The 25,453-nt window shown below is 34.4% G+C and carries 20 protein-coding genes, 3 rRNA genes, 2 pseudogenes and 1 other annotated feature; of the genes and pseudogenes, 5 read left to right on the top strand and 20 right to left on the bottom strand.

The genetic code is table 11. The features are described from left to right. Window positions 1-37 precede the first annotated feature (37 nt). From trpD to CLMAG_RS17485, 4 genes are all read right to left on the bottom strand, one after another. On the bottom strand, window positions 38-1,051 hold the full coding sequence (trpD, locus tag CLMAG_RS17470; protein WP_066625500.1) for an anthranilate phosphoribosyltransferase: 1,014 nt from the start codon (window positions 1,049-1,051) through the stop codon (window positions 38-40). Then, window positions 1,032-1,622 carry an anthranilate synthase component II gene (locus CLMAG_RS17475; RefSeq protein ID WP_066625503.1) on the bottom strand — a complete coding sequence of 197 codons (591 nt, stop codon included), beginning with the start codon at window positions 1,620-1,622 and terminating at the stop codon, window positions 1,032-1,034. The genes trpD and CLMAG_RS17475 overlap by 20 nt, the downstream gene beginning before the upstream one ends. Continuing rightward, window positions 1,623-3,053, bottom strand: coding sequence for an anthranilate synthase component I (gene trpE, locus CLMAG_RS17480; RefSeq protein WP_066625506.1), 1,431 nt, complete (start codon window positions 3,051-3,053; stop codon window positions 1,623-1,625). It lies immediately after the preceding gene. Between the two features lie 264 nt (window positions 3,054-3,317). Further along, window positions 3,318-3,553, bottom strand: a binding site (T-box leader). A gap of 63 nt (window positions 3,554-3,616) precedes the next feature. Beyond that, entirely contained in the window at window positions 3,617-4,024 is a 408-nt protein-coding gene (locus tag CLMAG_RS17485) for an FMN-binding protein (RefSeq protein ID WP_066625509.1), read from the bottom strand. 215 nt (window positions 4,025-4,239) lie between these two features. Between CLMAG_RS17485 and ndk the strand changes: the two genes are divergently transcribed. Beyond that, entirely contained in the window at window positions 4,240-4,659 is a 420-nt protein-coding gene (ndk, locus tag CLMAG_RS17490) for a nucleoside-diphosphate kinase (RefSeq protein ID WP_066625512.1), read from the top strand. 80 nt (window positions 4,660-4,739) lie between these two features. Here the strand turns inward: ndk and alr are convergent, their stop codons facing one another. From alr to CLMAG_RS17510, 4 genes are all read right to left on the bottom strand, one after another. Beyond that, on the bottom strand, window positions 4,740-5,924 hold the full coding sequence (alr, locus tag CLMAG_RS17495) for an alanine racemase (protein WP_066625515.1): 1,185 nt from the start codon (window positions 5,922-5,924) through the stop codon (window positions 4,740-4,742). Window positions 5,925-6,072: 148 nt separating this feature from the next. Next, window positions 6,073-6,189 (bottom strand): 5S ribosomal RNA (gene rrf / locus CLMAG_RS17500). Between the two features lie 263 nt (window positions 6,190-6,452). Then, a 23S ribosomal RNA gene (locus tag CLMAG_RS17505) occupies window positions 6,453-9,356 on the bottom strand. Between the two features lie 230 nt (window positions 9,357-9,586). Then, window positions 9,587-11,096, bottom strand: a 16S ribosomal RNA gene (locus CLMAG_RS17510). Together the 16S, 23S and 5S rRNA genes form the textbook arrangement of a ribosomal RNA operon. A gap of 716 nt (window positions 11,097-11,812) precedes the next feature. Between CLMAG_RS17510 and CLMAG_RS17515 the strand changes: the two genes are divergently transcribed. The 3 genes from CLMAG_RS17515 to CLMAG_RS17525 all read left to right on the top strand — a co-directional run bounded on the left by CLMAG_RS17515 (window position 11,813) and on the right by CLMAG_RS17525 (window position 14,164). Next, entirely contained in the window at window positions 11,813-12,721 is a 909-nt protein-coding gene (locus tag CLMAG_RS17515) for a peptidoglycan-binding domain-containing protein (protein ID WP_066625518.1), read from the top strand. Window positions 12,722-12,872: 151 nt separating this feature from the next. Beyond that, on the top strand, window positions 12,873-13,331 hold the full coding sequence (locus CLMAG_RS17520; protein ID WP_066625520.1) for a hypothetical protein: 459 nt from the start codon (window positions 12,873-12,875) through the stop codon (window positions 13,329-13,331). 179 nt (window positions 13,332-13,510) lie between these two features. After that, window positions 13,511-14,164: a DUF4397 domain-containing protein gene (locus CLMAG_RS17525; protein WP_066625522.1), complete on the top strand. Its 654-nt coding sequence runs from the start codon at window positions 13,511-13,513 to the stop codon at window positions 14,162-14,164. A 100-nt stretch (window positions 14,165-14,264) separates the two neighbouring features. Here CLMAG_RS17525 and CLMAG_RS17530 read toward each other — a convergent pair whose 3' ends face one another. Continuing rightward, a complete protein-coding gene (locus CLMAG_RS17530) occupies window positions 14,265-15,122 on the bottom strand; it encodes a YitT family protein (protein ID WP_066625524.1) in 858 nt (285 codons plus the stop codon). A gap of 278 nt (window positions 15,123-15,400) precedes the next feature. Here CLMAG_RS17530 and CLMAG_RS17535 point away from each other — a divergent pair, with 278 nt between their 5' ends. Further along, complete coding sequence (locus tag CLMAG_RS17535; RefSeq protein WP_066626260.1) at window positions 15,401-16,102, top strand: response regulator; 702 nt, start codon at window positions 15,401-15,403, stop codon at window positions 16,100-16,102. Between the two features lie 117 nt (window positions 16,103-16,219). On the opposite strand, the gene CLMAG_RS17540 is transcribed toward CLMAG_RS17535, so the two are convergent. From CLMAG_RS17540 to CLMAG_RS17590, 11 genes and pseudogenes are all read right to left on the bottom strand, one after another. Beyond that, the gene (locus CLMAG_RS17540; RefSeq protein ID WP_066625525.1) at window positions 16,220-16,417 is read right to left on the bottom strand and encodes an alpha/beta-type small acid-soluble spore protein; all 198 of its coding nucleotides are present in this window, start codon (window positions 16,415-16,417) and stop codon (window positions 16,220-16,222) included. 83 nt (window positions 16,418-16,500) lie between these two features. After that, window positions 16,501-17,835, bottom strand: a pseudogene (locus CLMAG_RS17550) (Ger(x)C family spore germination protein). A gap of 169 nt (window positions 17,836-18,004) precedes the next feature. Continuing rightward, window positions 18,005-18,637: a GerAB/ArcD/ProY family transporter gene (locus CLMAG_RS17555; protein WP_082831986.1), complete on the bottom strand. Its 633-nt coding sequence runs from the start codon at window positions 18,635-18,637 to the stop codon at window positions 18,005-18,007. A gap of 44 nt (window positions 18,638-18,681) precedes the next feature. Then, window positions 18,682-18,933, bottom strand: a complete 252-nt coding sequence (locus tag CLMAG_RS17560; RefSeq protein WP_066625535.1) for a hypothetical protein — start codon at window positions 18,931-18,933, stop codon at window positions 18,682-18,684. 30 nt (window positions 18,934-18,963) lie between these two features. Next, window positions 18,964-19,425 (bottom strand): annotated as a pseudogene (locus CLMAG_RS35030) (spore germination protein). A 5-nt stretch (window positions 19,426-19,430) separates the two neighbouring features. Next, window positions 19,431-19,694 carry a spore germination protein gene (locus CLMAG_RS17565; protein WP_066625537.1) on the bottom strand — a complete coding sequence of 88 codons (264 nt, stop codon included), beginning with the start codon at window positions 19,692-19,694 and terminating at the stop codon, window positions 19,431-19,433. Window positions 19,695-19,880: 186 nt separating this feature from the next. Further along, entirely contained in the window at window positions 19,881-20,291 is a 411-nt protein-coding gene (locus CLMAG_RS17570) for a DUF3888 domain-containing protein (RefSeq protein WP_066625540.1), read from the bottom strand. A gap of 164 nt (window positions 20,292-20,455) precedes the next feature. Next, window positions 20,456-21,124, bottom strand: a complete 669-nt coding sequence (locus CLMAG_RS17575) for a L,D-transpeptidase family protein (protein ID WP_066625543.1) — start codon at window positions 21,122-21,124, stop codon at window positions 20,456-20,458. A 187-nt stretch (window positions 21,125-21,311) separates the two neighbouring features. Beyond that, window positions 21,312-21,743 (bottom strand): hypothetical protein, encoded by a 432-nt coding sequence (locus tag CLMAG_RS17580; protein ID WP_066625546.1) that lies wholly within the window; start codon window positions 21,741-21,743, stop codon window positions 21,312-21,314. A gap of 383 nt (window positions 21,744-22,126) precedes the next feature. Then, the gene (locus tag CLMAG_RS17585) at window positions 22,127-22,765 is read right to left on the bottom strand and encodes an HD domain-containing protein (protein ID WP_066625548.1); all 639 of its coding nucleotides are present in this window, start codon (window positions 22,763-22,765) and stop codon (window positions 22,127-22,129) included. Window positions 22,766-22,831: 66 nt separating this feature from the next. After that, window positions 22,832-25,234 carry an ATP-dependent DNA helicase gene (locus CLMAG_RS17590; protein WP_066625550.1) on the bottom strand — a complete coding sequence of 801 codons (2,403 nt, stop codon included), beginning with the start codon at window positions 25,232-25,234 and terminating at the stop codon, window positions 22,832-22,834. Between the last annotated feature and the right edge of the window lie 219 nt (window positions 25,235-25,453).

A 25,453-nucleotide genomic window follows, 5' to 3' on the forward strand; every position in this document is an offset into this window, starting at 1 on the left:
TTTCCTAATACTGCTTTCCTCAATTTTGACTCCACACCTACATCGCCCTACTATATTCAATAAGCTCATTCATTTTTTTATAGGCCTTTCCTGAATCTATAAGCTCTTCTGCTAACTTTATTCCAGCCTCTATACTTTCACATGCATTTCCTACATATAATGCTGCGGCACTATTTAACACCACAATATTCCTTTTGTGTCCCTTATGACCTTTTAACACATTTATTATCACTTCAGCATTCTCTTTCGCACTACCACCTTTTATATCTTCATGTGTTGCTAAATTTATTCCGAGCTTTTCTGGATTTATTATATAATCCTTTACCTTGCCATCCTTTATTTCACTTACATAAGTAAATGTGGTTGTAGTAATTTCATCTAAGCCATCTCCTCCACATACTACTAATGCTTTTTCGCAGCCTAAATTTAAAAGTACCTGTGCTAAAGTATTAGTTAAATCCTTATCGTATACTCCTAAGACCTGACCTTTTACGAATCCAGGGTTGGTAAGTGGTCCTAATATATTAAATATAGTTCTTGTAGCCAATATTTTTCTCGTAGGAGCAACATTCTTCATAGCATGATGATATTTTTGAGCAAATAAAAATGCCATTCCTTTTTCATCAATACATTTTGCTGCTTTTTCTGATTCTAATTCTATATTAAAACCTAGCTCAGTTAGTACATCGGCACTTCCACTTTTACTTGAAACAGCTCTATTACCATGCTTTGCAACCTTAACGCCTCCTGCAGCAGCAACTATAGCAACAGCGGTAGATATATTAAAGGTTTTACCTCCATCTCCCCCTGTTCCGCAGGTATCAATAACAAACTCTGATTGAAGTTTAACTTGTAAAGCATTATCCCTCATCGCTCTAGCGCATCCAGTTATTTCATCTATTTTTTCGCCTTTCATTCTAAGCCCTACAAGAAATGCTCCTATTTGTGATTCAGCACCTTCTCCTTTCATTATTTCATTCATAGCACTATATGCTTCACTTTCACTTAAATCTTTTTTATCTACAATCTTTTTAATTGCTTCTTGTAACACAGCATATCCCCTCCAAAAAGTTTTTTATAATCTCCTTACCCTGCTCAGTAAATATGGATTCAGGATGAAATTGTACCCCATAAACCTTATGCTGCTTGTGTTTCATTGACATTATCACATCATCATCTAAGCTTCTAGATGTCACTAAAAGTTCCTCTGGAAATGTATTTTTATCTACTACTAAAGAATGATATCTCATAACATTAAACACCTTATTTATTGATTTAAATAAATTATCACCTTGATGTTCGACTTTAGAAGTCTTTCCATGCTTTACAAACTCTGCTCTAATTATTTTTCCACCATAGGCATATCCAATTGCTTGGTGTCCAAGACAAATGCCTAGAATTGGCACTTTCCCAGCAAACTCTTTTATAACCTCTATACATATCCCAGCCTTTTCTGGTACCCCAGGCCCTGGTGATAAAATAATGCCTTCTAGATTCATTTGATTTATATCACTAACTGTTATCTCATCATTTCTTACAACCTTAATATTTTCATATATCTCTCCAATGTATTGATAAAGGTTATAGGTAAATGAATCATAATTATCTATTATTAGTATCAATTAAATCACCTCTTTCATAGCCATAGCCTTATTTAGTGTTTCTATATATTCAGACTTAGGTACAGAGTCGTATACAATTCCCGCACCAGCTTGAACATATGCATACTCATCTTTAAATAATATTGTTCTAATTGCAATACAGGTATCCATATTGCCATTATAGGAGAAGTACCCTACTGCTCCTGCATAGATTCCTCTTTTAGTTTCTTCAAGTTCATCAATTATCTCCATAGCTCTGATTTTAGGTGCACCTGATACTGTTCCAACAGGCAGGCAAGAACTTAATGCCTCAAAACAAGTTAAACCTTTCTTTAATTCACCAGAAACCTTTGAAACTATATGCATTACATGGGAGTAAAAATCCACATCCATAAATCTATCTAATTTTACTGTGCCAAATTCACTTATTCTTCCTATATCATTTCTACCTAAATCTACTAACATGACATGCTCTGCTTTCTCTTTCTCATCTTCTAAAAGCTCTTCTTTTAGTCTCATATCTTCTTCCAAATTTTTTCCTCTGACTCTTGTTCCTGCAATAGGATTAGTTATAACTCTATTGTCTTGTACAGCAACAAGACTTTCAGGTGATGAACCAGCTATCTGAAAATCAGCAAAATCTATATAAAAAAGATAGGGCGATGGATTTTTGGATCTTAATCTTCTATAAACATCAAAAGGATGCACTTTGGTTTTAAACCTTAATCTTTGGGATAAAACTACTTGAAATATATCCCCTGCTTTGATATACTCCTTAGCCTTTTCTACTAGGCTACAAAACTTTTCTTCAGTAACGTTAGATTGTAATTCTTTATCCAAATCTACTTCCTTAAATTCATGTACTGCATTATTATCCTTGATCATACGATCTATGATATTAAGCTTTGATACTATGGAGTTATAATCCTCATTATCCTCAGGAAGCACATTGTAAACTATACTCATTTTGTGTTCAAAATGATCATAACAAATAAATATTTTATAAAACATCAAATAAGCCTCTGGTACCTTTAGTTCATCCTCATTGTTATGTGGCAACTTTTCATATTGTCTTATTACATCATAACCAACATAACCTATAGCACCACCTACAAAAGGGATAGGCAGCTCAGATGACTCATATTCGAAATTTACATACTTTTTAACATAATCTAAAACCTTGCCTTTGTAGCTTTTAACATTTCCACTGTTCTCTATAATTACTTCTTCACCATAGCTTTTTATATTCATGTACGGATCTACTCCAATAAAAGAGTATCTGCTTATCTCCGTCTCCGAATAAACACTTTCAAATAAAAATTTATTTTCACCCCTTAAGCTATAATAAATTCCTATTGGAGTAAGCTGATCAGCATTAACCTTTAAATATAGTGGAAATACTTTTTGGAACTTTTTATGTTGCTTAAATTCTTTTTCTGATAAACTTATCATTACTATCACCTCTAAGTAAAATTAAGAATAAAGATATATAAGAATATTTGCGTAACCTTAATAACAAAAAAGGCCACTTCGTCCATATAATGGGACGAAGTAGCCGTGGTGCCACCCATATTAGTTTTATTATCTATGATGAAACATATAACTAGTTTTAATGTCACTAACGATTATATTAATTATTTAACAGCTTTATCATATTAAAGCTTAGTCATTAATCAATATGCTCATTTCCATTAAAATAAAAAAACACTTCATCCTTCAAAGGACGAAATGTTAAATCTCGTTATACCACCTTAGTACAAAACTCTCTCTTCCAGGTACAGATTTTACTCGATACCCTGTCTTTTTAACGGTAGACTACCGGTTATTGCTACTACTATTTCGCATCACGTCTCAGAGATCCATTCAATATAGGCTACAGTGTTCGGCTTTCACCATTCCAAACTCGCTTTAACTAAGTTCCTGTATTTACTACTTCTCTTCATTGACTTTGATTTATATAATATACTTTATTCAGATAATTGTCAATATTAAATTATTGATTATTTAATATTTTTTTATTTATTTTCACCACTTATTAATGCATTTTCTATAGCTTTTAAAATAACCTTACTACTATTAGTAGCACCTGAAACAGCATCAACTTGAAGAGATTGAGCATGTACTACTTTTTGGGGAATAACTTCAGCTTTTTGGCCTCTTTCATTCTTATGATTAATCAGCTTAACATCAACGATCTTATGATTTTTAACTATTACATTTACTTTAGCCTCTACAAAAATAGCGTCAAAGGAGCCTGTAAAATTTCCATCAGGTATTTTCGATAAATCAACTTTGCTTATTGATAACTCTTTAATTATAGTTCTATATTTCATCATATTAAAAAAATAATTAGTGATATATGCTCCTCCAAATAACATTATGACGCTGACAGCGCCTATAACCAATTTCTTAAAATTCCTCATGGAACCCCCCCTTAAAACTTTTAATTTTCTACTCTTATTGAATGTTCACCTACTTCATAGCACTACTTAGTCATATAAGTATACTACTTATGCCGTGAGTTTACCACTTACACTATAATTTTACTTTTAATCTCACGCCTTAAGTTTACCCCCTATTGAAATCATCCAATATAATGATATAATTTCCACAAAATACATTAAAAAGGAATGATATTATGTTTGAAAAAACCCTTGTATTAATTAAACCAGATGGAGTTAAAAGAAAGCTTATCGGAAAAATAATCACTTTCTATGAAGATAAAAATTTAATTATATCTTCGTTAAAAATGATTAGAGCAAATGACAAGATTGTTGAACAACATTATGTGGAACATAAAGATAAACCATTTTTTAGTGATTTAATAAATTACCTTACAGAAGGTAATATTGTAGCTATGGTTATAGAAGGCGAAAACGCTATCAATCTAGTTAGAAAGATAAATGGGGCTACAGATCCCCTAACTGCAGATATGGGTAGTATTAGAGGAATGTTTGGAATTGAAAAGCAAAGGAACTTGGTGCATGCATCTGATAACATTGATAATGCAGAGAGAGAAATTAAGCTTTGGTTCCCTAAAGTTGAAAATGAAAAATAAAGAGATCTCTTTAATCTATACTATTAGCCGTAATAAAGGTCGTGAGAATAATAAAAAATCTTAATAATGTCACGACCTTTCTATTCGTAAAAATAATGTCTTGGAACCCTTTCAGTGATACGCTGTATCTGCTCATCTACGTATGATCCAATATGTTTACAGGCCTCTTGCCAGCTTATGCTTTCTGCTCCTTGACTTCCTATGATTACTACTTCATCAAATTCCATAACAGCCTCTTTCAAATCTGAAATATCTACTATCATGCTATCCATAAAATAATTAATCACTGAAACTCGCTTTCCAGCTATAAGAACCTCTTTCCATTCTCTAGTAACCCCATCAGCATATCCAAGGCCAATAATTGCAACTGGTGTATCTTTTTTGGCTATGAATTTATCTCCATACCCTCCGGCTTCACCTGCTTTTATTAAACCAAGCTTCATAATACGCCCTTTTAGAGTTATTAATGGTTTTACACCCTCAGGTAAATTTTTTTCTCCAGACTTATGCTCTAAACCAAATAGAATAATTCCGCAGCGAACCATATCATAGTGTGACTCAGGATACATAAGTATGCCCGTCGAACCTGCTGCATGAGCTATCTTAGGCATTAAATTCTCTTTCTTTAACTTATTAATAACTTCATCAAAACATTTTATTTGCATTTTAGTAAACTTTGGATTAAAATCAGGATCCTGAAAATGTGTATATATTGCTTCTATATTTATATGGGAATATAACTCATGAACTCTCCTAATAAAATCAACAGCCTCTTCAGGTTGGATTCCATATCTATTTAATCCAGTATTTATTTTAATATGTATATTGATTATTTTATCAGCTTCAGTAGAGGCTTTTTCTAATGCATCTATAATTTCTTCTTTATCTATCATTGGAGTAATGTTATATTTAACAACCCATGGAGCTTGTGATGGAACAATCGGCGCAAGCAGATTGATAGGCATTTTAATTCCAGCCTCTCTTAACGTAAAGGCTTCAACTAATCTAACAACACCCAAAATATCACACTTACACTTTTCTAGCTCATATGCGATAGGTATCAAGCCATGGCCATAGGCATCCCCTTTTAAAACTGCCATAAACTTTACATTAGGCTTTACTAGATTTCGAATTATATTAAAATTACGTCTAAATTGACTCAAATTAATATCTATTTCATTTACCTCTGGTATAGGATATTTTAAAGTCTCCTTTTCGCCAATAGCAACAGAGTTCACAAGATTATATATTATTGTTCTGTCCACCTCAAACACACCTCTTCTTTGCAATTTAAATACATCTCATAGTGTGTCCCATCAATGTTAGTTTATACTTTTACTTTATGTAAACAAATATTTATTTATATAAAGTAAAAGACACTAAGTATCAAAACTTAGTGTCTTCCTGTTACTTACCTGGCGACGACCTACTCTTCCACACAGTCTCCCGTGCAGTACCATCAGCACTGTAAAGCTTAACCTTCGTGTTCGGAATGGGAACGGGTGTTACCTTTACGTCATAATCACCAGATTTATTTAGTTGAGAGTTAAGAATTAATAGTTAAGAGTTATGGTTGTTTTTTCTCCTAACGTCGAAAAAACGATAATTATACTAACTAATAACTTTATACACAATAAATTATTAACTCTTATGAGAATATTATTCTCTGAAAATTGCACAGTGATAAGTATAGCTTTTTTATGTAGAGCTTAATTAATTTAAATTTTAGATTTTCACGCTAGTGAAAATCATCATTAACTCTTAATTCTCAACTCTACACTCTTAACTATTTTTTGGTCAAGCCCTCGACCTATTAGTATTAGTCAGCTGAACATGTTACCATGCTTACACCTCTAACCTATCAACCTTGTGTTCTTCAAGGGGTCTTACTAGCTTATGCTATGGGAAATCTTATCTTGAGGTGGGCTTCACGCTTAGATGCTTTCAGCGTTTATCCCGTCCTGACATAGCTACCCAGCTGTGCTCCTGGCGGAACAACTGGTGCACCAGAGGTCAGTCCATCCCGGTCCTCTCGTACTAAGGACAGCTCCTCTCAAATTTCCTACGCCCGCGACGGATAGGGACCGAACTGTCTCACGACGTTCTGAACCCAGCTCGCGTGCCGCTTTAATGGGCGAACAGCCCAACCCTTGGGACCTACTTCAGCCCCAGGATGCGACGAGCCGACATCGAGGTGCCAAACCTCCCCGTCGATGTGGACTCTTGGGGGAGATCAGCCTGTTATCCCCGAGGTAGCTTTTATCCGTTGAGCGATGGCCCTCCCACGAGGAACCACCGGATCACTAAGCCCGACTTTCGTCCCTGCTCCACTTGTTTGTGTCGCAGTCAGGCTCCCTTCTGCCTTTGCACTCTTCGAACGATTTCCAACCGTTCTGAGGGAACCTTTGGGCGCCTCCGTTACTTTTTTGGAGGCGACCGCCCCAGTCAAACTGCCCACCTAACAATGTCCCGTGACCAGTTTCATGGCCGCCGGTTAGAATCCCAGTACTGTCAGGGTGGTATCCCAAGGTTGACTCCACAAAGGCTGACGCCCTTGCTTCCAAGTCTCCCACCTATCCTGTACAGACAATACCGAAATTCAATGCTAAGCTACAGTAAAGCTCTACGGGGTCTTTCCGTCCAATCGCGGGTAGCGAGCATCTTCACTCGCAATACAATTTCGCCGGATTTGTTGTCGAGACAGTGCCCAAATCATTACGCCATTCGTGCGGGTCGGAACTTACCCGACAAGGAATTTCGCTACCTTAGGACCGTTATAGTTACGGCCGCCGTTTACTGGGGCTTAAGTTCATACCTTCGCTTGCGCTAAGTATTCCCCTTAACCTTCCAGCACCGGGCAGGCGTCAGCCCCTATACTTCAGCTTTCGCTTTAGCAGAGACCTGTGTTTTTGCTAAACAGTTGCTTGGGCCTATTCTCTGCGACCTACTTGCGTAGGCACCCCTTCTCCCGAAGTTACGGGGTCAATTTGCCGAGTTCCTTGACAACAATTCTTCCGCTGGTCTTAGGATTCTCTCCTCACCTACCTGTGTCGGTTTGCGGTACGGGCGCCAACATCCTCCATAGAGACTTTTCTTGGCAGCGTGGAATCAGATACTTCGCCCATAAGGGCTCCCCATCACACCTCAACATTGACTAAACGGATTTGCCTGCCTAGTCTGTCTAGATGCTTAGACGCACATCCAATAGTGCGCACATCTTATCCTCCTGCGTCATCCCATTTGTAATAACGTCAGTTGGCGGTATCGGAATATCAACCGATTGTCCATCACCTACGCCTTTCGGCCTCGGCTTAGGCCCCGACTAACCCTGAGCGGACGAGCCTTCCTCAGGAAACCTTAGGTTTTCGACCAATAAGATTCTCACTTATTTCTCGCTACTTATGCCAGCATACTCACTCCTGTACAGTCCACCGCTCCTTACGGTACGACTTCAACCCATACAGGAAGCTCCTCTACCACTGATACTTACGTATCAATCCATAGCTTCGGTGGTAAGTTTTAGCCCCGGACATCTTCGGCGCAGGATCTCTCGACTAGTGAGCTATTACGCACTCTTTAAATGAGTGGCTGCTTCTAAGCCAACATCCTAGTTGTCTTAGAAATCCCACATCCTTTTCCACTTAACTTACACTTTGGGACCTTAGCTGATGGTCTGGGCTGTTTCCCTTTTGACCACGGATCTTATCATTCGTAGTCTGACTGCTTTGATTCAAGTATATGGCATTCGGAGTTTGATAGGGTTCAGTAACTGTTGTCAGCCCCTAGCCCATTCAGTGCTCTACCTCCATTACTCATTCAAAACGCTAGCCCTAAAGCTATTTCGAGGAGAACCAGCTATCTCCGAGTTCGATTGGAATTTCTCCGCTATCCACAGCTCATCCCATGGTTTTTCAACACCAACGTGGTTCGGTCCTCCACGGAATTTTACTTCCGCTTCAACCTGTCCATGGATAGGTCACCCGGTTTCGGGTCTACGACATGCAACTCTTTGCCCTATTCAGACTCGGTTTCCCTTCGGCTCCATACCTTAAGTATTTAACCTTGCTACACATCGTAACTCGCTGGCTCGTTCTACAAAAAGCACGCCGTCGCACATAAAAGTGCTTCGACTGATTGTGGACACACGGTTTCAGGTTCTATTTCACTCCCCTTCCGGGGTTCTTTTCACCTTTCCCTCACGGTACTGCTTCACTATCGGTCACCAGTTAGTATTTAGCCTTGGGAGGTGGTCCTCCCTGCTTCCCACAAGGTTTCACGTGTCTCGTGGTACTCTGGATTAGACCTGACTGCTCTTTTCTTTCACTTACAGGGCTTTTACCTTCTACGGCGGAGCCTTCCAGCTCTCTTCAGTTAAAAAATTGCAGTATTTATGGTCTATCCGCAACCCCAGGAACAAGTTCCTGGTTTGGGCTCTTTCCCTTTCGCTCGCCGCTACTTAGAAAATCGATTTTTCTTTCTCTTCCTCCGGGTACTTAGATGTTTCAGTTCCCCGGGTATACCTCTATAAACCTATGAATTCAGTTTATAGTACATTACGTTAGTAATGTGGGTTGCCCCATTCGGAAATCTCTGGATCACTGGCTATTTGCGCCTACCCAAAGCTTATCGCAGCTTATCGCGTCCTTCTTCGGCTTCTGGTGCCAAGGCATTCACCATGCGCCCTTTGTAGCTTGACCAATTTATTGCTCATATTTCTATGAGTTTGATTAAAGTTACAAAAGTTTATTACTTATTATTACATAAGTAGTTTTACCTTTAGCTTTACTTTTTTATGTTAAACAATTGCGTTGTTTAACTAATTCACTGTGCAATTTTCAAAGAACAATTTGAAGGTTTTAATCCTTCAAAATTAAACAGAGGCTAAACCAGTCTTTCAGACAGCATTACCTGTCTGTATTATCCTTAGAAAGGAGGTGATCCAGCCGCAGGTTCTCCTACGGCTACCTTGTTACGACTTCACCCCAATCACTAACCCCACCTTCGGCCGCTGGCCCCTTTACAGGTTACCTCACGGACTTCGGGTGTTGCCAGCTCTCATGGTGTGACGGGCGGTGTGTACAAGGCCCGGGAACGTATTCACCGCGACATTCTGATTCGCGATTACTAGCAACTCCGGCTTCATGTAGGCGAGTTGCAGCCTACAATCCGAACTGGGATAGGTTTTTGAGTTTTGCTCCACCTCGCGGTCTTGCATCTCTCTGTACCTACCATTGTAGCACGTGTGTAGCCCTGGACATAAGGGGCATGATGATTTGACGTCATCCCCACCTTCCTCCCGGTTAACCCGGGCAGTCTCACTAGAGTGCTCAACTTAATGGTAGCAACTAATGATAGGGGTTGCGCTCGTTGCAGGACTTAACCTAACATCTCACGACACGAGCTGACGACAACCATGCACCACCTGTCTCCCTGCCCCGAAGGGCTTCATGCATCTCTGCACTATTCAGGGGATGTCAAGTCCAGGTAAGGTTCTTCGCGTTGCTTCGAATTAAACCACATGCTCCGCTGCTTGTGCGGGCCCCCGTCAATTCCTTTGAGTTTTAATCTTGCGATCGTACTTCCCAGGCGGAGTACTTATTGTGTTAACTGCGGCACAGAAGGTTCGACCCTCCTACACCTAGTACTCATCGTTTACGGCGTGGACTACCAGGGTATCTAATCCTGTTTGCTACCCACGCTTTCATGCCTCAGCGTCAGTTACGGTCCAGAGAATCGCCTTCGCCACTGGTGTTCTTCCTAATCTCTACGCATTTCACCGCTACACTAGGAATTCCATTCTCCTCTCCCGCACTCTAGATATCCAGTTTGAAATGCAGCACCCAAGTTAAGCTCGGGTATTTCACATCTCACTTAAATATCCGCCTACGCATCCTTTACGCCCAGTAAATCCGGACAACGCTCGCCACCTACGTATTACCGCGGCTGCTGGCACGTAGTTAGCCGTGGCTTCCTCCTTTGGTACCGTCATTATCGTCCCAAAAGACAGAGCTTTACAACCCGAAGGCCTTCATCACTCACGCGGCGTTGCTGCATCAGGCTTTCGCCCATTGTGCAATATTCCCCACTGCTGCCTCCCGTAGGAGTCTGGACCGTGTCTCAGTTCCAATGTGGCCGATCACCCTCTCAGGTCGGCTACGCATCGTCGCCTTGGTGAGCCTTTACCTCACCAACTAGCTAATGCGCCGCGGGTCCATCTCAAAGCGGATTACTCCTTTAATTAGTTCTTCATGCGAAAAACTAATGTTATGCGGTATTAATCTCCCTTTCGGGAGGCTATCCCCCTCTTTGAGGCAGGTTACCCACGTGTTACTCACCCGTCCGCCGCTAATCTACCCCGAAGGGCTTCATCGCTCGACTTGCATGTGTTAGGCACGCCGCCAGCGTTCGTCCTGAGCCAGGATCAAACTCTCAATTTAAAAGTTTGAATGCTCATTACTGTTTTACTCACTACTAATATATAGTAGTTAAAGAATTGCTGGTTTAGTTTATTTAATAAAAGTCATTTTGACTTTCAACCTCTGTTTAATTTTCAAGGATCATGTCGACTCATCTCGACAGCTTATTTAGTTTATCATGTTTATTTTATCTTGTCAAGAACATTTAAAATATTTTTTATTTTCTGACGTTCTTAACAGCTTTTACATGATATCATGAACATTTATTAGTGTCAACAACTTTTTAGCTGTTACTCTTTGTCCATTTATTTGCTGCTCATTAAGCAACGAATGTTATTCTAACACCTTTTACAATATTATATTCTAGAGCCATATTCTTTTATTTGAAACTAGTTAATTAATAATCTATATTTCGCACATTTTCTCTCTATTAGACCCATAGATACACCTAGGTCAGTTTACTTGACTATTCTCTAATAATTGAGGATATATGAAGTGAAATCTGAATTAGAACAGGCAGTCCTCATACAACTTTTAAACCTACCCCTTAAAATCCCTAACCACTTACGTATATATTACCTGGATAACCAAAATTCTACTTGATTTTTACTTATTTCCACAAAAGTGAAATAAAATCACAATTATATACAGTTTTTATCTTTTATACAACAAGCTAAGCGATACAATGAGCTATCAGATATATTTAGTATTTATGTTTTTTAAGGAGGATATCTTTAATGAAAAATTCAAAACAATTAATAGTAATAGCATCCATAGCAACAGGAATAACTTTAAGCGGAAAATCCGTTCATGCTCAGCAGGCAGTAACCAATCAAGCTTCTAATCCTACTACATATAATATTAGTAAAAATTCTTCAACAATTATTAAACTAAATCACAAGGGTGATATTGTTAAATATATACAATCCACTTTAAATCTACACTTCGGTGCCGGCCTTGCTGAAGATGGAATATACGGAAAGGCTACAGAAGAGGCCGTTAAGGATGCACAAAAAAAGCTAGGTATAAGTATTGATGGTATCTTTGGTCCCAGAACAGCTAGTGCTTTATTAAATTATATCAACAATAGATCTATAGATGATAAAGACGGCCTTAGTCCAGTACCTATTCAAATTCAGAAAACCCTTGTATCTTTAGGTTATAATATAAGCATAAATGGTAATTTGTCTAGTTATGATACCATATTAGCTATAAAAAGCTTTCAAAGTAAGAATGGTCTAAATATAACTGGTAAAATAGATAGCAAAATGTTATCTATACTTAATGGAAAAGTCAAAGGTGAAACTGATGAAACTGCAAAATTCAAGTCAAACACTAACTACTATATAACTGTGAACTCCTCTGACCACATATGCAGGATTTATTATAAAGAAAATAATACATGGAGAGAAATTAAATGTTTTAATATTCTTTCTGGAGAAATTGACGAAGGACTTTATACAACCGGACTTCAAGGTAAAAGCCTGAATCTCAATAAGGTAGAAATGAAAAATTTCACCCAAATTGATGGTCTTAATGTGTTCTATTGTGCTGAACAGGACTCAGGATGTGGTTTAAGAATTTGCGATGAAGGCGCTGAATTATTAAGTGAAATACCTGTCAAAACAACTATAAAAGTATTTTAGAAATAGCGATCCTTCTGCTTAATATAAGACTTTAATAAAGTAATAGTATTGAGCAAGTAGTAATAGAATAATCTTATTTAAGTTTTTATAGTAACACTCTTAACATTTAGAGCATAGTATATAATGCAATCAAAAAAATAGGAGTGTACACATGTATTATTGTAACTACTTTAGATCCGAAGATCCTGAAGAATTTGATGCTTTAGATGATATGGTTGAAGAAGAATCAACAGATATTCCATACTATTGTCCTTATTATCGTCAATTTTCACCACCACCTCCTCCTTTTGGGCAACCTGGCAGACCACCATTTGCCCAACCAGGCGGACCTCAAGGCAGCGGTGCACCTTCTGGACCACCACCATCTATCACACCATCTAAACAGAGCGCTACGTTTCAATCCGGTCCTGGAGTAATGGCAGTTGAACCTCAAACTATAAGACGATGTGTGTTCAGATTTGTTTATATTTGGCCTCGAAGAGGAAGAGGATTCTGGGCTTGGCTAACTTTTGTAGGAAGAAGGTCAGTTTCTGGTTATCGTTGGAATGGACGTAGATGGGTGTACTTCGGAATGGACTTAAGACAAATAGATAGTTTTACATGCTATTAATGAAAACTTACTAGAAACCTATTTTAGTCAGATACCTAATCCTAGGTATCTGATTTTTTATTATATGGATATTTTTGTGCGTCTCTACATTTAAATATGTTAAATAAAAAATCATACTCACACAGTTACACTTATTTTCATATAATATATTATTTAGAAATTTGAAAGGATAAATAGTTATGTTTTATAATCCTTCTCAATATGTGTGCAATGATTTTTATAGAGTTGATCAAATGAATTCGTATGCCAGAATACTTAACGCTTCACCTAATTCACCACCTATAGATGTTTATTTAGATGATAAACTTATTGCCAAAAATATTGCTTATAAAGAATTCTCCAAATACCTGATATTTCCTAAAGGAAATAATAATATTAAGGTTTACCCCACTGGCCAGAATGTAAATCCGATAATAGATTCCCCCATAGCTCTTCCTCCTGGATTTGTTTATAATATTGCAGCTATAGGATACTTTCCTAATATAATTCTATATCCTATTCCAGAACCTACTACACCGCAAAATTTTAACAGGGCCTGTGTAAGACTTATAAATTTATCTCCAAACTCGCCACCCCTTGATATTAGAGTACAAGATGGTACCAAAATATTTAGTAGTGTTAAATATGAAGATTATACAACATATGCCTGTATTCCTCCTGGAACTTATACATTTCGGGTTATTGCTACAGGTACTAATAATGTATTATTTACTATACCAGATGTTCAACTAATGCCAAATAAATATTATGCCATATATACTGTTGGTGTTGCTGGTGGTTCTCCACCTTTAGAAGCCTTTATAATAGAAGAGGTTCCCCCTATACCTAGGTAAAAAGGTTCAGTAAAATTTAAAGATATATATGTAGCAAAATGCAAAAAGAGCTGAGAGATGTTTATGGAAAATGAACATACTTCAGCCTTTTTATCATAAATTAATGGATTGCTTTCTTTTTATATCTCTTACCAGTTGCCTCTACACTTCCAACAGTCATAAGAGCATCTTCATCGAGCCCTTGCACAATAGATTTCAACTTAGCAACTTCTAAACGTGTTACAACAACATATATTACTTTTGTTGGATCACCTTTGTATCCACCTTCTCCTTGAATTAAGGTTACACCTCTTCCAAGTCTAGCCAATAAAGCATCTGTAATATCCTGATGTTTTTCAGAGACAATATATACTGATTTTGCTTCGTCCAAACCTTCAACAACAATATCTATTACTTTAAATGCAATAAAATATGCTATTAATGAGTACATTGCTCTATCCCATCCAAAAACAATGCCTGCACTGCTTAATATAAATAGATTTAAGAACATAACTATTTCGCCTATTGAAAAACCTGTTCTTCTGTCTAATATAACAGCTACTATTTCTGTTCCATCTAAAGAACCACCATTTCTAATTACCAATCCAACTCCTATTCCCAGTAAGATACCGCCGAATACCGATGCCAAAAGAATATCTTTAGTTATACTTTCAACAGGATGAAGAATAGTTACTCCTACAGATAGTATTATTACGGAATATAAAGTTGATAGAGTAAAAGTTTTTCCTATCTGCTTGTACCCTATTATAAGGAAAGGTATATTTAAAATAAATATGAATAATCCAAGTTGAGCTTTTGTTAGATGGTTTAATATAATAGATATACCAGTTATTCCTCCATCAATTACATTATTTGGTATTAGAAATATCTCTAGAGCTATAGATGCTAAAGCTGCACCGAATGTCATAAAGAAAATTCTGCTAATGATCTTAAAATACTTATTATACTTTTTTTTCATGTATTACCTCCTTTTATTTATCTGTTATTTTCTGTATACCTATTGGTACACATATCTTAATTTAATTATACACTAAAAGTGTCTATTTTTAAAATTTCGTAATGAATATTAATAAGATATTTACAAAATCTCCTTTTTTTAAAGTATCTGCAAAGTTTCTTAACAAACGGATTTAATTTATACAATATTTTATTTTTTCGTGATTACTGATATTATTAAAGATGCAAATGTTCTCAAAAATTAATTTAAGAGAGGTTTATTATTTTATGGTAAATAAAATGATTGAAGTAATGATTGTTGAAGATGATCCTATGGTGAGAGAAATAAATTCAAGATTTTTATCAAAAGTTGAAGGATTTAATCTAGTTAAATCAGCTAGTAATCTTACTGAAGCTAGAGATTTTATATCTAAACACAAAATAAATTTAATTCTTCTTGATGTTTATTTACCTGGAGAGAATGGCCTTAATTTTTTAAAATGGCTCAGAAAAGAAGAAATTTTTGTAGATATCATTCTTATTACCGCTGATAAAACCATCGAAAGAGTTCAGGAGGCTTTTAGATTTGGTGCTATAGACTATCTCATAAAGCCATTTACTTTTGAACGATTAAAAGAAGCTCTTAATTTATTTAAAGAGAGGTATTATAGTTTTAGCAATCAAAAAACTATTGAACAAAATGAATTAGATAAATTAATTATAAATAGCAGGAATATAGCTAACAGCATTGATAATAGTACTTCAAATCCACTTGAAAAAGGCTTTAATAAATATACCTATAATAGGATATGGAATGCTCTAGAAAAAGATAAAGATGTGTATTTTACAGCAGAAGATTTATCCGAACAGTTAAGAATAGCTAGGGTTACTGTGAGAAGATATCTTGAATATATGGATAAGCAAGGATATTTATCTAAAATTATTGAATATGGAAAAGTTGGAAGACCCCAACATAAATATAAATTTAACGAAAAAATATAAAATTAGAAGTTATATATATACACTTAAGAAATAGAACCACATAGAATACAATAGAAAAAGTTTTTATAAAAAGACCTGCATCCTTTAATAGCAGGATACAGGCCTTTTACTATGTTGTTATTTTAAACCTTGTTCGTAAGCTTCTACCATCTTTTTAACCATATTTCCACCTACTGATCCAGCTTCCCTAGAAGTAAGATCTCCATTGTAGCCTTCTTTTAAATTTACACCAACTTCTCTAGCTGATTCCATTTTAAATTGATTTAATCCTGCCTTAGCTTCTGGTACTAATGTTCTATTACTTCTATTTGCCATGGTTTTATTCCTCCTTGTAATTTTATAATATTTATCCTTTGCATTTAAAGTTTGTGCATTTATAGATTTATTAGTCTATAGAATTATAGGTTAAAATCACAATTTTTATCATTATTGGATGATAAAATAAAAAGATAATTATCTAAAAAAAACTTTCTGATATTTGTCCCAGTATTATTAATCTTGGCATCTATATTAACTTTAATAGGGATATCAGGAAATATATCATCCCATATTTTCTCATAATCTTTATGCCACTCTCTAGGGTGCTGTCTATATAAATTAAAACCAAAACCAAATATATCTGATTTAAATTCCTTTTGCCCCTTTTCAATTGCAGCCATAACATCTGATTTTATACTATTTTCTAACTTTTTTTCCATTGACCTAATTATATCAGGAGTTAAATAGGTTGAACCTTCACCTGTATAATACTTTCTCAAATTAGCTTATACTTTGAGATTAACCTGTATCTCTGGTTTCTTATCATTAATTTGAGCTTTTATTTTGCTTTTTGAGCTTGTTATATAAAAGTATAATATATTTGTTACATCAGGATTAAAATTTACATTATTTGAATAAGAACTATTAAAATTAATTTCTTCAGCTGACTTTGTACTCTTGTAGGTAGTTATCTTTTTCCCTTTTATCCAAGATAAACCTAAGCTTTCATCATCATTCAACCACCCAATAAATTTGTCTTTTTTAAAAGCAGCCAGTCCCCAAGCTCTAAAATTACCCTCATTTTCTAAATGAAGTTTTATATCTTCATGTGTTCCACCTAAGACTTTAGAACTATCCTGTAATGTTGGATTTTTCGCTCCGGTAGATATTACTCTTGAAGCAATAGGCTCTATTCCCGGTTTAACCATCATTTGAATAAACTGGTGGAAAGTAACCGGAATTGTAGGCCCCCCATTCTCATATGTATTTAATAGATTGCGCATCTTCTTACCTGACGCTACCGGATTAAAAGGATCAACTGTACTTATTAATGATTCAGCTTTGCCAGGTGCAATGATTACATAAACTGAATTACGAATGCTGGGAGTACGCTCTGTATGACTGATTGTATCTTTCAATATGTATTTTGCAGCATCTTCACCAATCACTAAGACTTGAAGATAAGCAAAAAATAATTTACCTGAGGTCACCTCCTGTAGCTTGTTTAAAACATCCATAATGGTCTTGCCCTTAGCGGAATAAGCAGCTCCTGTAATTGACTCACTTATTTTTCCTCCTTGTGCTTTACCTGTTGAAATATATTGGAGGGTTGCTGTTATGTCGTTAGTTTCTTTTTCAAAATCTATACCTAAAGAATATATTTGAGCTATTTGCTGATACTCAGCATAGTCCCAACATCCGGTAAACAAAAACATTAAACTTAATATGATTGACAAAATTCTTATTTTTTTCAATTTTAGTCACCACCAGACCTTTTTTTTATTATGCGAATACCTAAACAAGCTAGCATCATGACAATTATTGCAAAGGGTAAAACTATAAATGAAGTTGTAAATATTGAAAGAAAATATGCATCATTAGATGAATTTAACCATACTGATGGTAAAAATATTAATACTGCTATTAAGAATAATATAATAGTGGAATACTTTTCATTAAATATTTTTTTACTGGTATCCATATTCCATATATGTATATTGAAATTTTTAATATAGTAATAAGCTGATATGTCGCTAAAATAAACACTTCTAACCCTCTTACAAAATCTCCAATATATATTGACCTTGATATACCTACCCCTGCTTCAGCAGTACGTTGTAACAATTCATAGCCGGATGTTCCCTGCATCATAATCATCGCTAATGACAATATGGATGCCCAAAATACCATTCCTCTTACCACCCATCTACGATGGGCATAAGGTTCTGGAATATGCTTAGCCATAACCATTACAGCCATCAAAATTTCCGATGCGGCTCCCATTGAAAAAAGTACACCTTCTGAGAATTTTAACAAGGTAACATCAAACATAGGAATCATATTCTCAATTTTAAACTCTTTTACAAATGAAAGAGAAAATCCAATAAAATAGTTAAGTATATACCATGCTGTAAATAATTCAGCCACCCTTCCAAACAACAAAGTGCGATTATTCACAAACAGAGCTGACATAAATATAATAAATAACATTAAAATCCATGAAGGTGTAAATTGTAAAAAGTATATTTTTACTGCTCCAATAAACATATTCGTCATAAAAGTTCCTAATGCAATTGTTATTACTGAATAGACTAAAACTACTATAATATATATATAAACTTACCAAAACCATCCTCTATAACATCAAAGATTGTATGATCTTTATAATCCTTACAAATATATAGTATTCCTATAGCAAAGGGAATCATCATTAAGATTCCAATAGCTGATACAACCCAACTGCTCCTTTCTGCTAGGTAAGCAGTCCAACTAAGAGTATATGCCATATTAGCACAACCAGCATCAAATATAAGAAAAAGTACTTGCTCTCTTGTAAATTTATTATAATCCACAATCCCCCCTACCTAGTGCTACATAATATTTTACTTATTGGTTTTATTCCCAGTTTTATTGTCATTTTTAGGTGCCATAAGATTTAACCTTTCTTGTAGTTTTCTAAAAGGAGCTCGTATAAATACATCTTTCCAGCCTCCAAACTCAATTGGAATTACTGGATATAAATAAGGAATCCCAAAGGACTCCAATGTTGCTATCCACTACATAAAAATAAAAATCCCATTCAGAAAACCAAACATACCAAATATGCCAGATAATAGTATTAAAAAATAGTTAAGCAATCTTGAGGGATTTACTATTGTTGTTGATGAAATAGCAAAGGAAGCTATTGCAGAAAAAGCAACCACTATAATAAGAGATGCACTTACATAACCTGCAGTTACAGCCGCCTGACCTATAATAACAGCTCCTAATGTTCCTATAAACTATCCTATCATTCCTGGCATACGTATTCCCGCTTCCCGGATTATATCAATAATAATAGTCATTCCTATTAACTCAATAATCGAAGGAAATGGTACACCTTCCCTTCCAACAGAAATATTCCTGTTCCTTTATCCTTAATAAGCTCTGCTAAAACCCCTACCCCATCCACCATATCAATATCTATATTGTTGATTCTATTTCTTATCTCATCTAGCAACTTACAATTTGAGATACCTTCGATCCATATAAGCTTTGAACTTGTACGGGAAAGTTTTCCAACTGTAAATGTTTCAAATTGAAGTTCAGATATAGGAAGTCTTTTGATGATCATGCTGCTGTTTGTTTCTTCACTTTTATGCTCAAGATATAAATGAACAGTGCTTTAGGAGGAAACTTTAAATCAAAAGTGCTTGATACATTTTAACTTATAGCATTACAAAATTACAAATAGAAAAGATCAATCACTATACTTTATTTTAGCAATTGATCTTTTTATCCAAAATATAACAGACAAAAGTTATCTACTAGCTTTAACAGGTACGTCTTGATGTATAAAATTGATTACTTCGATTTCTCCATCATCATTTCTCATAGTAATATTCTCTACCCCAATAAGGTTATTATCGTCAAAAGTCTTTACTTGAAATGTTACAGTAAAATAATAAGATTGCTCCTCAACACGTTTTATATTTATAATTTTGGCCTCACTATATTTTTTAGTTTTTCCATAGTAACTCTCAATTGCATTATCTAAATATGGAGATAACAGTATAGTTAGAAAATCTTCGTATAGTTCTTCTTTGTCCTCCGTAAAACTAAAACTGTTTGCTTCCTTTAGATTAGCTGCACATACACTATATCCAGTTATGTTAGATATACTTGTTATACACATAAAAACTAAAATAAATTTTATTAATATACGTTTCACATTTTTGCCTCCAATTCCTCTTTCCTATTTTCTACTATTTTTATTTTGTGTTAATTAAATGTAAATTATTATAGTAGTTTTTAAATTTTAATTTCATTATAGAATTTCTTAGAGGAATTCTTAGCTTATCCGATGACTACCCCCATCTGATTCAAGTTTCCACTTCATTTATAAATCTCAACAGGGGTCTTAAAAGGAGTATACAGTTTAAGTATATTAATGTCTTCATTTGACACAGCAATGCATCCATAAGTCCAATTATCCTTATTTCCTCCGCCATGAATACCTACAGCTCCACCTAATGGGGTGTTCCATGGGGGCTGTTGTTTTGAGTCTATAGCTTTTTTTATTCTATTATATGTATCCTGATTTATAATTCCCTTTTCCAGGCCTTTTTGTGCATCCTTAGTACTTGGATAACTTAACCCCATAAAATAAGTGTATTTTGTCTCGCTAGTTTTAGTGCAAATATAATATGTACCTTCGGGGGTTCTATTATCTCCCTCTTTTTCTTTATCTAACCATGGGTCTCTTCCAAGTCCTATCTTAAATCTACCTATAAGTTTTTTATCACCATACAGTTCTAGTATCCTTTTATCCTTATATATTTTTATTATTGAATCAGATGGCATAACGTCAGGTTTATTGAAAAATATTTTTGAATCTTCGCTTCTATCTTCCTTTGATGCTTCAGCAGATACCATACCTGATTGTTGATCTAACTTATCCATAGTTTTTATGTGCTTTCTTATTGAATAACCAGAAATAAGTGCAATTAAAACCAGCCCAAATATTAGAAATATAATAGGAAAAGATTTATACTTTTTACTCATACTGATCACTCCACTCTATAATTTCACAGATCAAAATATCATCTATACAAAAATTTTAACATAAATTACAAAAATGAGCCATTAAAACTTTAATTGTTTTTAATAGCTCATTAAATATTTTATCTATGTCACTTAATTACGTTAATATGCAGTTGTCTAAGATAAATTTTATTCTATAGTAATATTCTTAAACACCGAACACTGATTTAACCCATTCTATTATATTTTCATTTTTCTGTCCAAGTAATTTATATTGATTATACTTTTTATTATATTCCTCTAGCTTTGCATTATATTCATCCATATCTTTTCTATACTTGACTAATTTATTATTATAATTTATTACACTGTAATTCCATTCCTCAGAATTACCACTAGCTTTTATCACTTCCATTTGTTTTTTGCAACTATCAATCTCTTTACTTTCTTTAGCCACTTTATTACCCATATCTTCAATATACTTTTGATCCTTCTCCAACGATTGACTCATTTCCTTAATGATTGGCGAAGCCTTCGGAGATTCTCCCGCCTTCATATCTACAAGCCCTGCTAAGCAGACTATAAAAAGTATTATTAATACCATAAAAATATCTTCTATAAATGATTTTAACCTTTCCATAATAACATCTCCTAAACAATTTAGTATATTTGAAACACTTACCATTTTGTTGGTTATTATACATATTTTACCATATGATTATTCAGATTACATTATTACTAAAATTCAATATTTTTTATTAAATCATTATAGATATGCAAAAAAGAGATATTGCTTAATATTTTGCAATATCTCTTTAGTTTCACTTCACCCGATGACTAGCCGCTCTAATACTCCTATGCTTTATATACAACTCCTCTTCCTACGTCAGAGGAGTAAGCTATTCGCACCAAATCATAGATTTGGGCTCTCTGCTTAACTTGCAGTAAAGAGCGGCTACGTCCCTGGATTCGTTCAACTAAGAATCATATGGGTTTGAAACCTCATCTGATTCAAGTTTCACTTCACACTACAATTGTTTCATATTCTTCACACTTGCGGATAAAAGCCTCTATATTGTCTTCCACATCTTTAATTTTCTGTGGAGTAATGTTTCCTCTCCCCAGTCTATCACATAATGAAAATAGGGCTATTTCTTGAGCATTTATTTCTTTTAACATCCCTGGTATATCTGCAAAAGGTAATTTTTTTGCTACAAATAAAGTATGCATATGCCATCTTACTATAATTGATACCTTTTTTATAAATTCTTCATCACAATCAAATTCATTTAAAAACTGTACTGAAAGATTTTTCCCTACTTTATCATGGTCATAGGAAGTTATTCTGCCTTTCTTTAATTTAGTTGTTGGTCCTTTTCCTATATCATGCAAAAGTGCTGCCCACATAAATGCTTTTGGATTTTCACTGTTATCTTTTCTTTTAGCTGCCTCATCAACCACCATCATTGTATGATTCCAAACACTTCCTTCTGGATGATACACTGGGGATTGAGGTGTTTTTATTAAATCCCCTAACATTGTTAAAGGATAGGTATTTTCAAATATTCCAGTTTCTATTAAGCTATTAAAATACTCTGAAGGCTCTTTGTCCGACATTAAATGTCTATCAAATTCTTTAAATAATTCTTTTAAATTTTCCATTAAAGCTTTCACCTTCTTTTATAATTTTTTACTTATCTGTACTTTTAGAAAATACCTATAGTAAACTTATTTTCTCCAAAACTCAGCGAGATTATTTTGTATATCTTTAACACTTCTAACAGTTATATTTGAATACCACTCTTTTGGAAAAATCATTTTATAGGCTGAATTCCCAAATCTTTCATCAATTAAAAGAATACTACCTCTATCATCTTCCGTTCTAATAACTCTTCCTGCTGCTTGCAACACCTTATTCATACCTGGATACATATAAGCATATTCATACCCAAAATTATTCTTCTCTTTAAAGTAATCCTTAATTATATCTCTTTCTAAACAAAGCTGTGGAAGACCTACACCTACGATTATCGCACCAATTAATCTATCACCTTTTAAATCTATACCTTCTGAAAACATACCACCAAGTACAGCAAAGGCTACTAAAGTTTCTTTATTATCTTCTTTAAAATTAAATAAGTATTTTTCTCTATTTTCTTCTATCATATTACTTTCTTGTATCATAGTATTAATTAACGGATATTCTTCACAAAATTTTTCATAAATTTTCGTCATATAACTATAAGAAGGTAAAAATACTATATAATTTCCTTTCTTAGCACTAATCATAGCCGCTATGTATTCTATAATAGATGTTAAACTACTTTCTCTATCTTTGTATTTTGTAGAAACTCTATCTGCAATTAAAAGCTTTCTTTTTTCTAATGAAAAAGGAGAAGGCAACCTTATTATATAATCACTATCTGATCCACCTAATATTTCTTTAAAATAACCTATAGGAGATAATGTAGCAGAAAATAAAACTACAGATTTACCTCTTTTCATACTTTCATTTAAGAGATAGGATGGATCTAAGCAGAATATCTTTATTCTTACATTACTACCCTGTTTCTCTACATAAGTTATAAATCTGTCATCGTACAGTTCAGATATTCTAATAAAAGCTAAGGAATTAAAATAGATTTCCAACAGCTGTTCATACCCCTCTAACTTATTATTTTTAGTAAGCCATTCTTCCGATTCAGATATAAGCCTTCTTAAAAGGGGATATACCTCTTCCATCTGACTTTTTTGAATATATACATTATGTTCTTGCTCTTCACATAGCTTTCTAAACTTTATCATACAGGAGTTTATTTTATCGAGAGCCTTAGCAATTTTAGGCTCCTTGCTCTTCATTATCTTCTTCACCTCTAAGAAGGGCTGTTTATCAAGTTCTGCAGAAAACATTTCCCTAGCTCTATCTACTAAGTTGTGTGCTTCATCAATAAGAAAAGTGTATTCTTCTTCGTTATCAAAAAACCTTCTTAAATATACTCGTGGATCAAATACATAATTATAATCACATATAATACAATCAGCCCATAAAGCTAGATCTAGCGAAAATTCAAAAGGGCATATACTAAATTGCTTTGAATATTTTACTACAACTTCTCTGTTTATAATATTCTCTTTGTTTAAAATTTCGCTTATAGCATTATTTACTCTGTCAAAATGACCTTTAGCAAATTCACAATCTTCAGGATTACAGGATGTTTTTTCCTTGAAACATATCTTATCTTTAGCTGTCAAAATTACTACTTTTAAACTCAAACCACCGGAAGCCATTTTGATTATTGCATCCTCTGCTACATTTCTAGTTATTGTTTTAGCAGTTAGATAAAATATTTTAGAAACAAACCCTTCTCCCATAGCCTTAATGGATGGGAATAATGTTGACATAGTTTTACCTATACCAGTAGAAGCTTGAGCAAAAATTTTTCTTCCCTCTTTTATTGTTCCATAAACTGCTACAGCTAACTCTCTTTGGCCTTTTCTATAACACTTAAATGGAAATGACATCTTTTTTATCGAAAAATTTCTTTTGATTTTCCAATCCTTCATAAAGCTTGCCCAAAAGTAATATCCATCTAATAAACTAAAGAAAAATATCTCTAATTCCTTCACATTAAAGTTTTTTCTTAAGCTTTTAGTTTCTTCACTATTTATATTATAATATGTTATTTGGACGTTTATATCCTCTAAATTATTTTGAATTGCATAAATATATCCATAACATTTGGCCTGTGCCCAGTGCAGATAATTATACTCTTCATCTACAAGTTCTAAAGGCTTTGTTAAACTCTTTATCTCATCTATAGTAATATCCAAGCCTTCTACTATAATTCCATCTGCACGACCTTCTATTATAAAATGAAAATTCTTATATTCTATATCATATTTTAAGATTACCTCCGCCATATACTCAATCTTCTTATTTGCTTCAAATTCTTCTAAGGGAATTTGCTTTTCCTTAGAAAATTTATTTTTATACTCCTTTTGAATCTTTTGATGAGCCTTTGTACCTTCCATCGCTCTACTGGTTCCTGTAAATCTGCTATCCAGATCTCCACTTTTTAAAACAAACTCTACTAAATTTCTTACGGATATCTTAATTTTATTATTTTCCACAAAATCAGCTCTTTTCTAAAATAAGAAATCAGGTGAACTTAAACTTAATATTAACCATCTACATCAAGTTAACCATAACTAGATGTTTTAATTAACATTTTATATAAGCTTATTTTATTTTTCAATATAAAATGTTAATAGAAGTTTTAATTTAAAAAGAATTTTGCCAGTTTACTTCCAAATCTTCTGAAATTTGTGGTAATATATAAGTATATTATA

Source organism: Clostridium magnum DSM 2767, from assembly GCF_001623875.1.
GTDB lineage: Bacteria > Bacillota > Clostridia > Clostridiales > Clostridiaceae > Clostridium_AM > Clostridium_AM magnum.

Bases quoted from the DNA above. Each gene is read 5' to 3' on its own strand.
- trpE (WP_066625506.1), bottom strand. From the start codon at position 3,053: ATGATAAGTTTATCAGAAAAAGAATTTAAGCAACATAAAAAGTTCCAA.
- CLMAG_RS17485 (WP_066625509.1), bottom strand. From the start codon at position 4,024: ATGAGGAATTTTAAGAAATTGGTTATAGGCGCTGTCAGCGTCATAATG.
- ndk (WP_066625512.1), top strand. From the start codon at position 4,240: ATGTTTGAAAAAACCCTTGTATTAATTAAACCAGATGGAGTTAAAAGA.
- CLMAG_RS17515 (WP_066625518.1), top strand. From the start codon at position 11,813: ATGAAAAATTCAAAACAATTAATAGTAATAGCATCCATAGCAACAGGA.
- CLMAG_RS17520 (WP_066625520.1), top strand. From the start codon at position 12,873: ATGTATTATTGTAACTACTTTAGATCCGAAGATCCTGAAGAATTTGAT.
- CLMAG_RS17525 (WP_066625522.1), top strand. From the start codon at position 13,511: ATGTTTTATAATCCTTCTCAATATGTGTGCAATGATTTTTATAGAGTT.
- CLMAG_RS17530 (WP_066625524.1), bottom strand. From the start codon at position 15,122: ATGAAAAAAAAGTATAATAAGTATTTTAAGATCATTAGCAGAATTTTC.
- CLMAG_RS17535 (WP_066626260.1), top strand. From the start codon at position 15,401: ATGATTGAAGTAATGATTGTTGAAGATGATCCTATGGTGAGAGAAATA.
- CLMAG_RS17540 (WP_066625525.1), bottom strand. From the start codon at position 16,417: ATGGCAAATAGAAGTAATAGAACATTAGTACCAGAAGCTAAGGCAGGA.
- CLMAG_RS17555 (WP_082831986.1), bottom strand. From the start codon at position 18,637: ATGACGAATATGTTTATTGGAGCAGTAAAAATATACTTTTTACAATTT.
- CLMAG_RS17565 (WP_066625537.1), bottom strand. From the start codon at position 19,694: ATGATCATCAAAAGACTTCCTATATCTGAACTTCAATTTGAAACATTT.
- CLMAG_RS17575 (WP_066625543.1), bottom strand. From the start codon at position 21,124: ATGAGTAAAAAGTATAAATCTTTTCCTATTATATTTCTAATATTTGGG.
- CLMAG_RS17580 (WP_066625546.1), bottom strand. From the start codon at position 21,743: ATGGAAAGGTTAAAATCATTTATAGAAGATATTTTTATGGTATTAATA.
- CLMAG_RS17585 (WP_066625548.1), bottom strand. From the start codon at position 22,765: ATGGAAAATTTAAAAGAATTATTTAAAGAATTTGATAGACATTTAATG.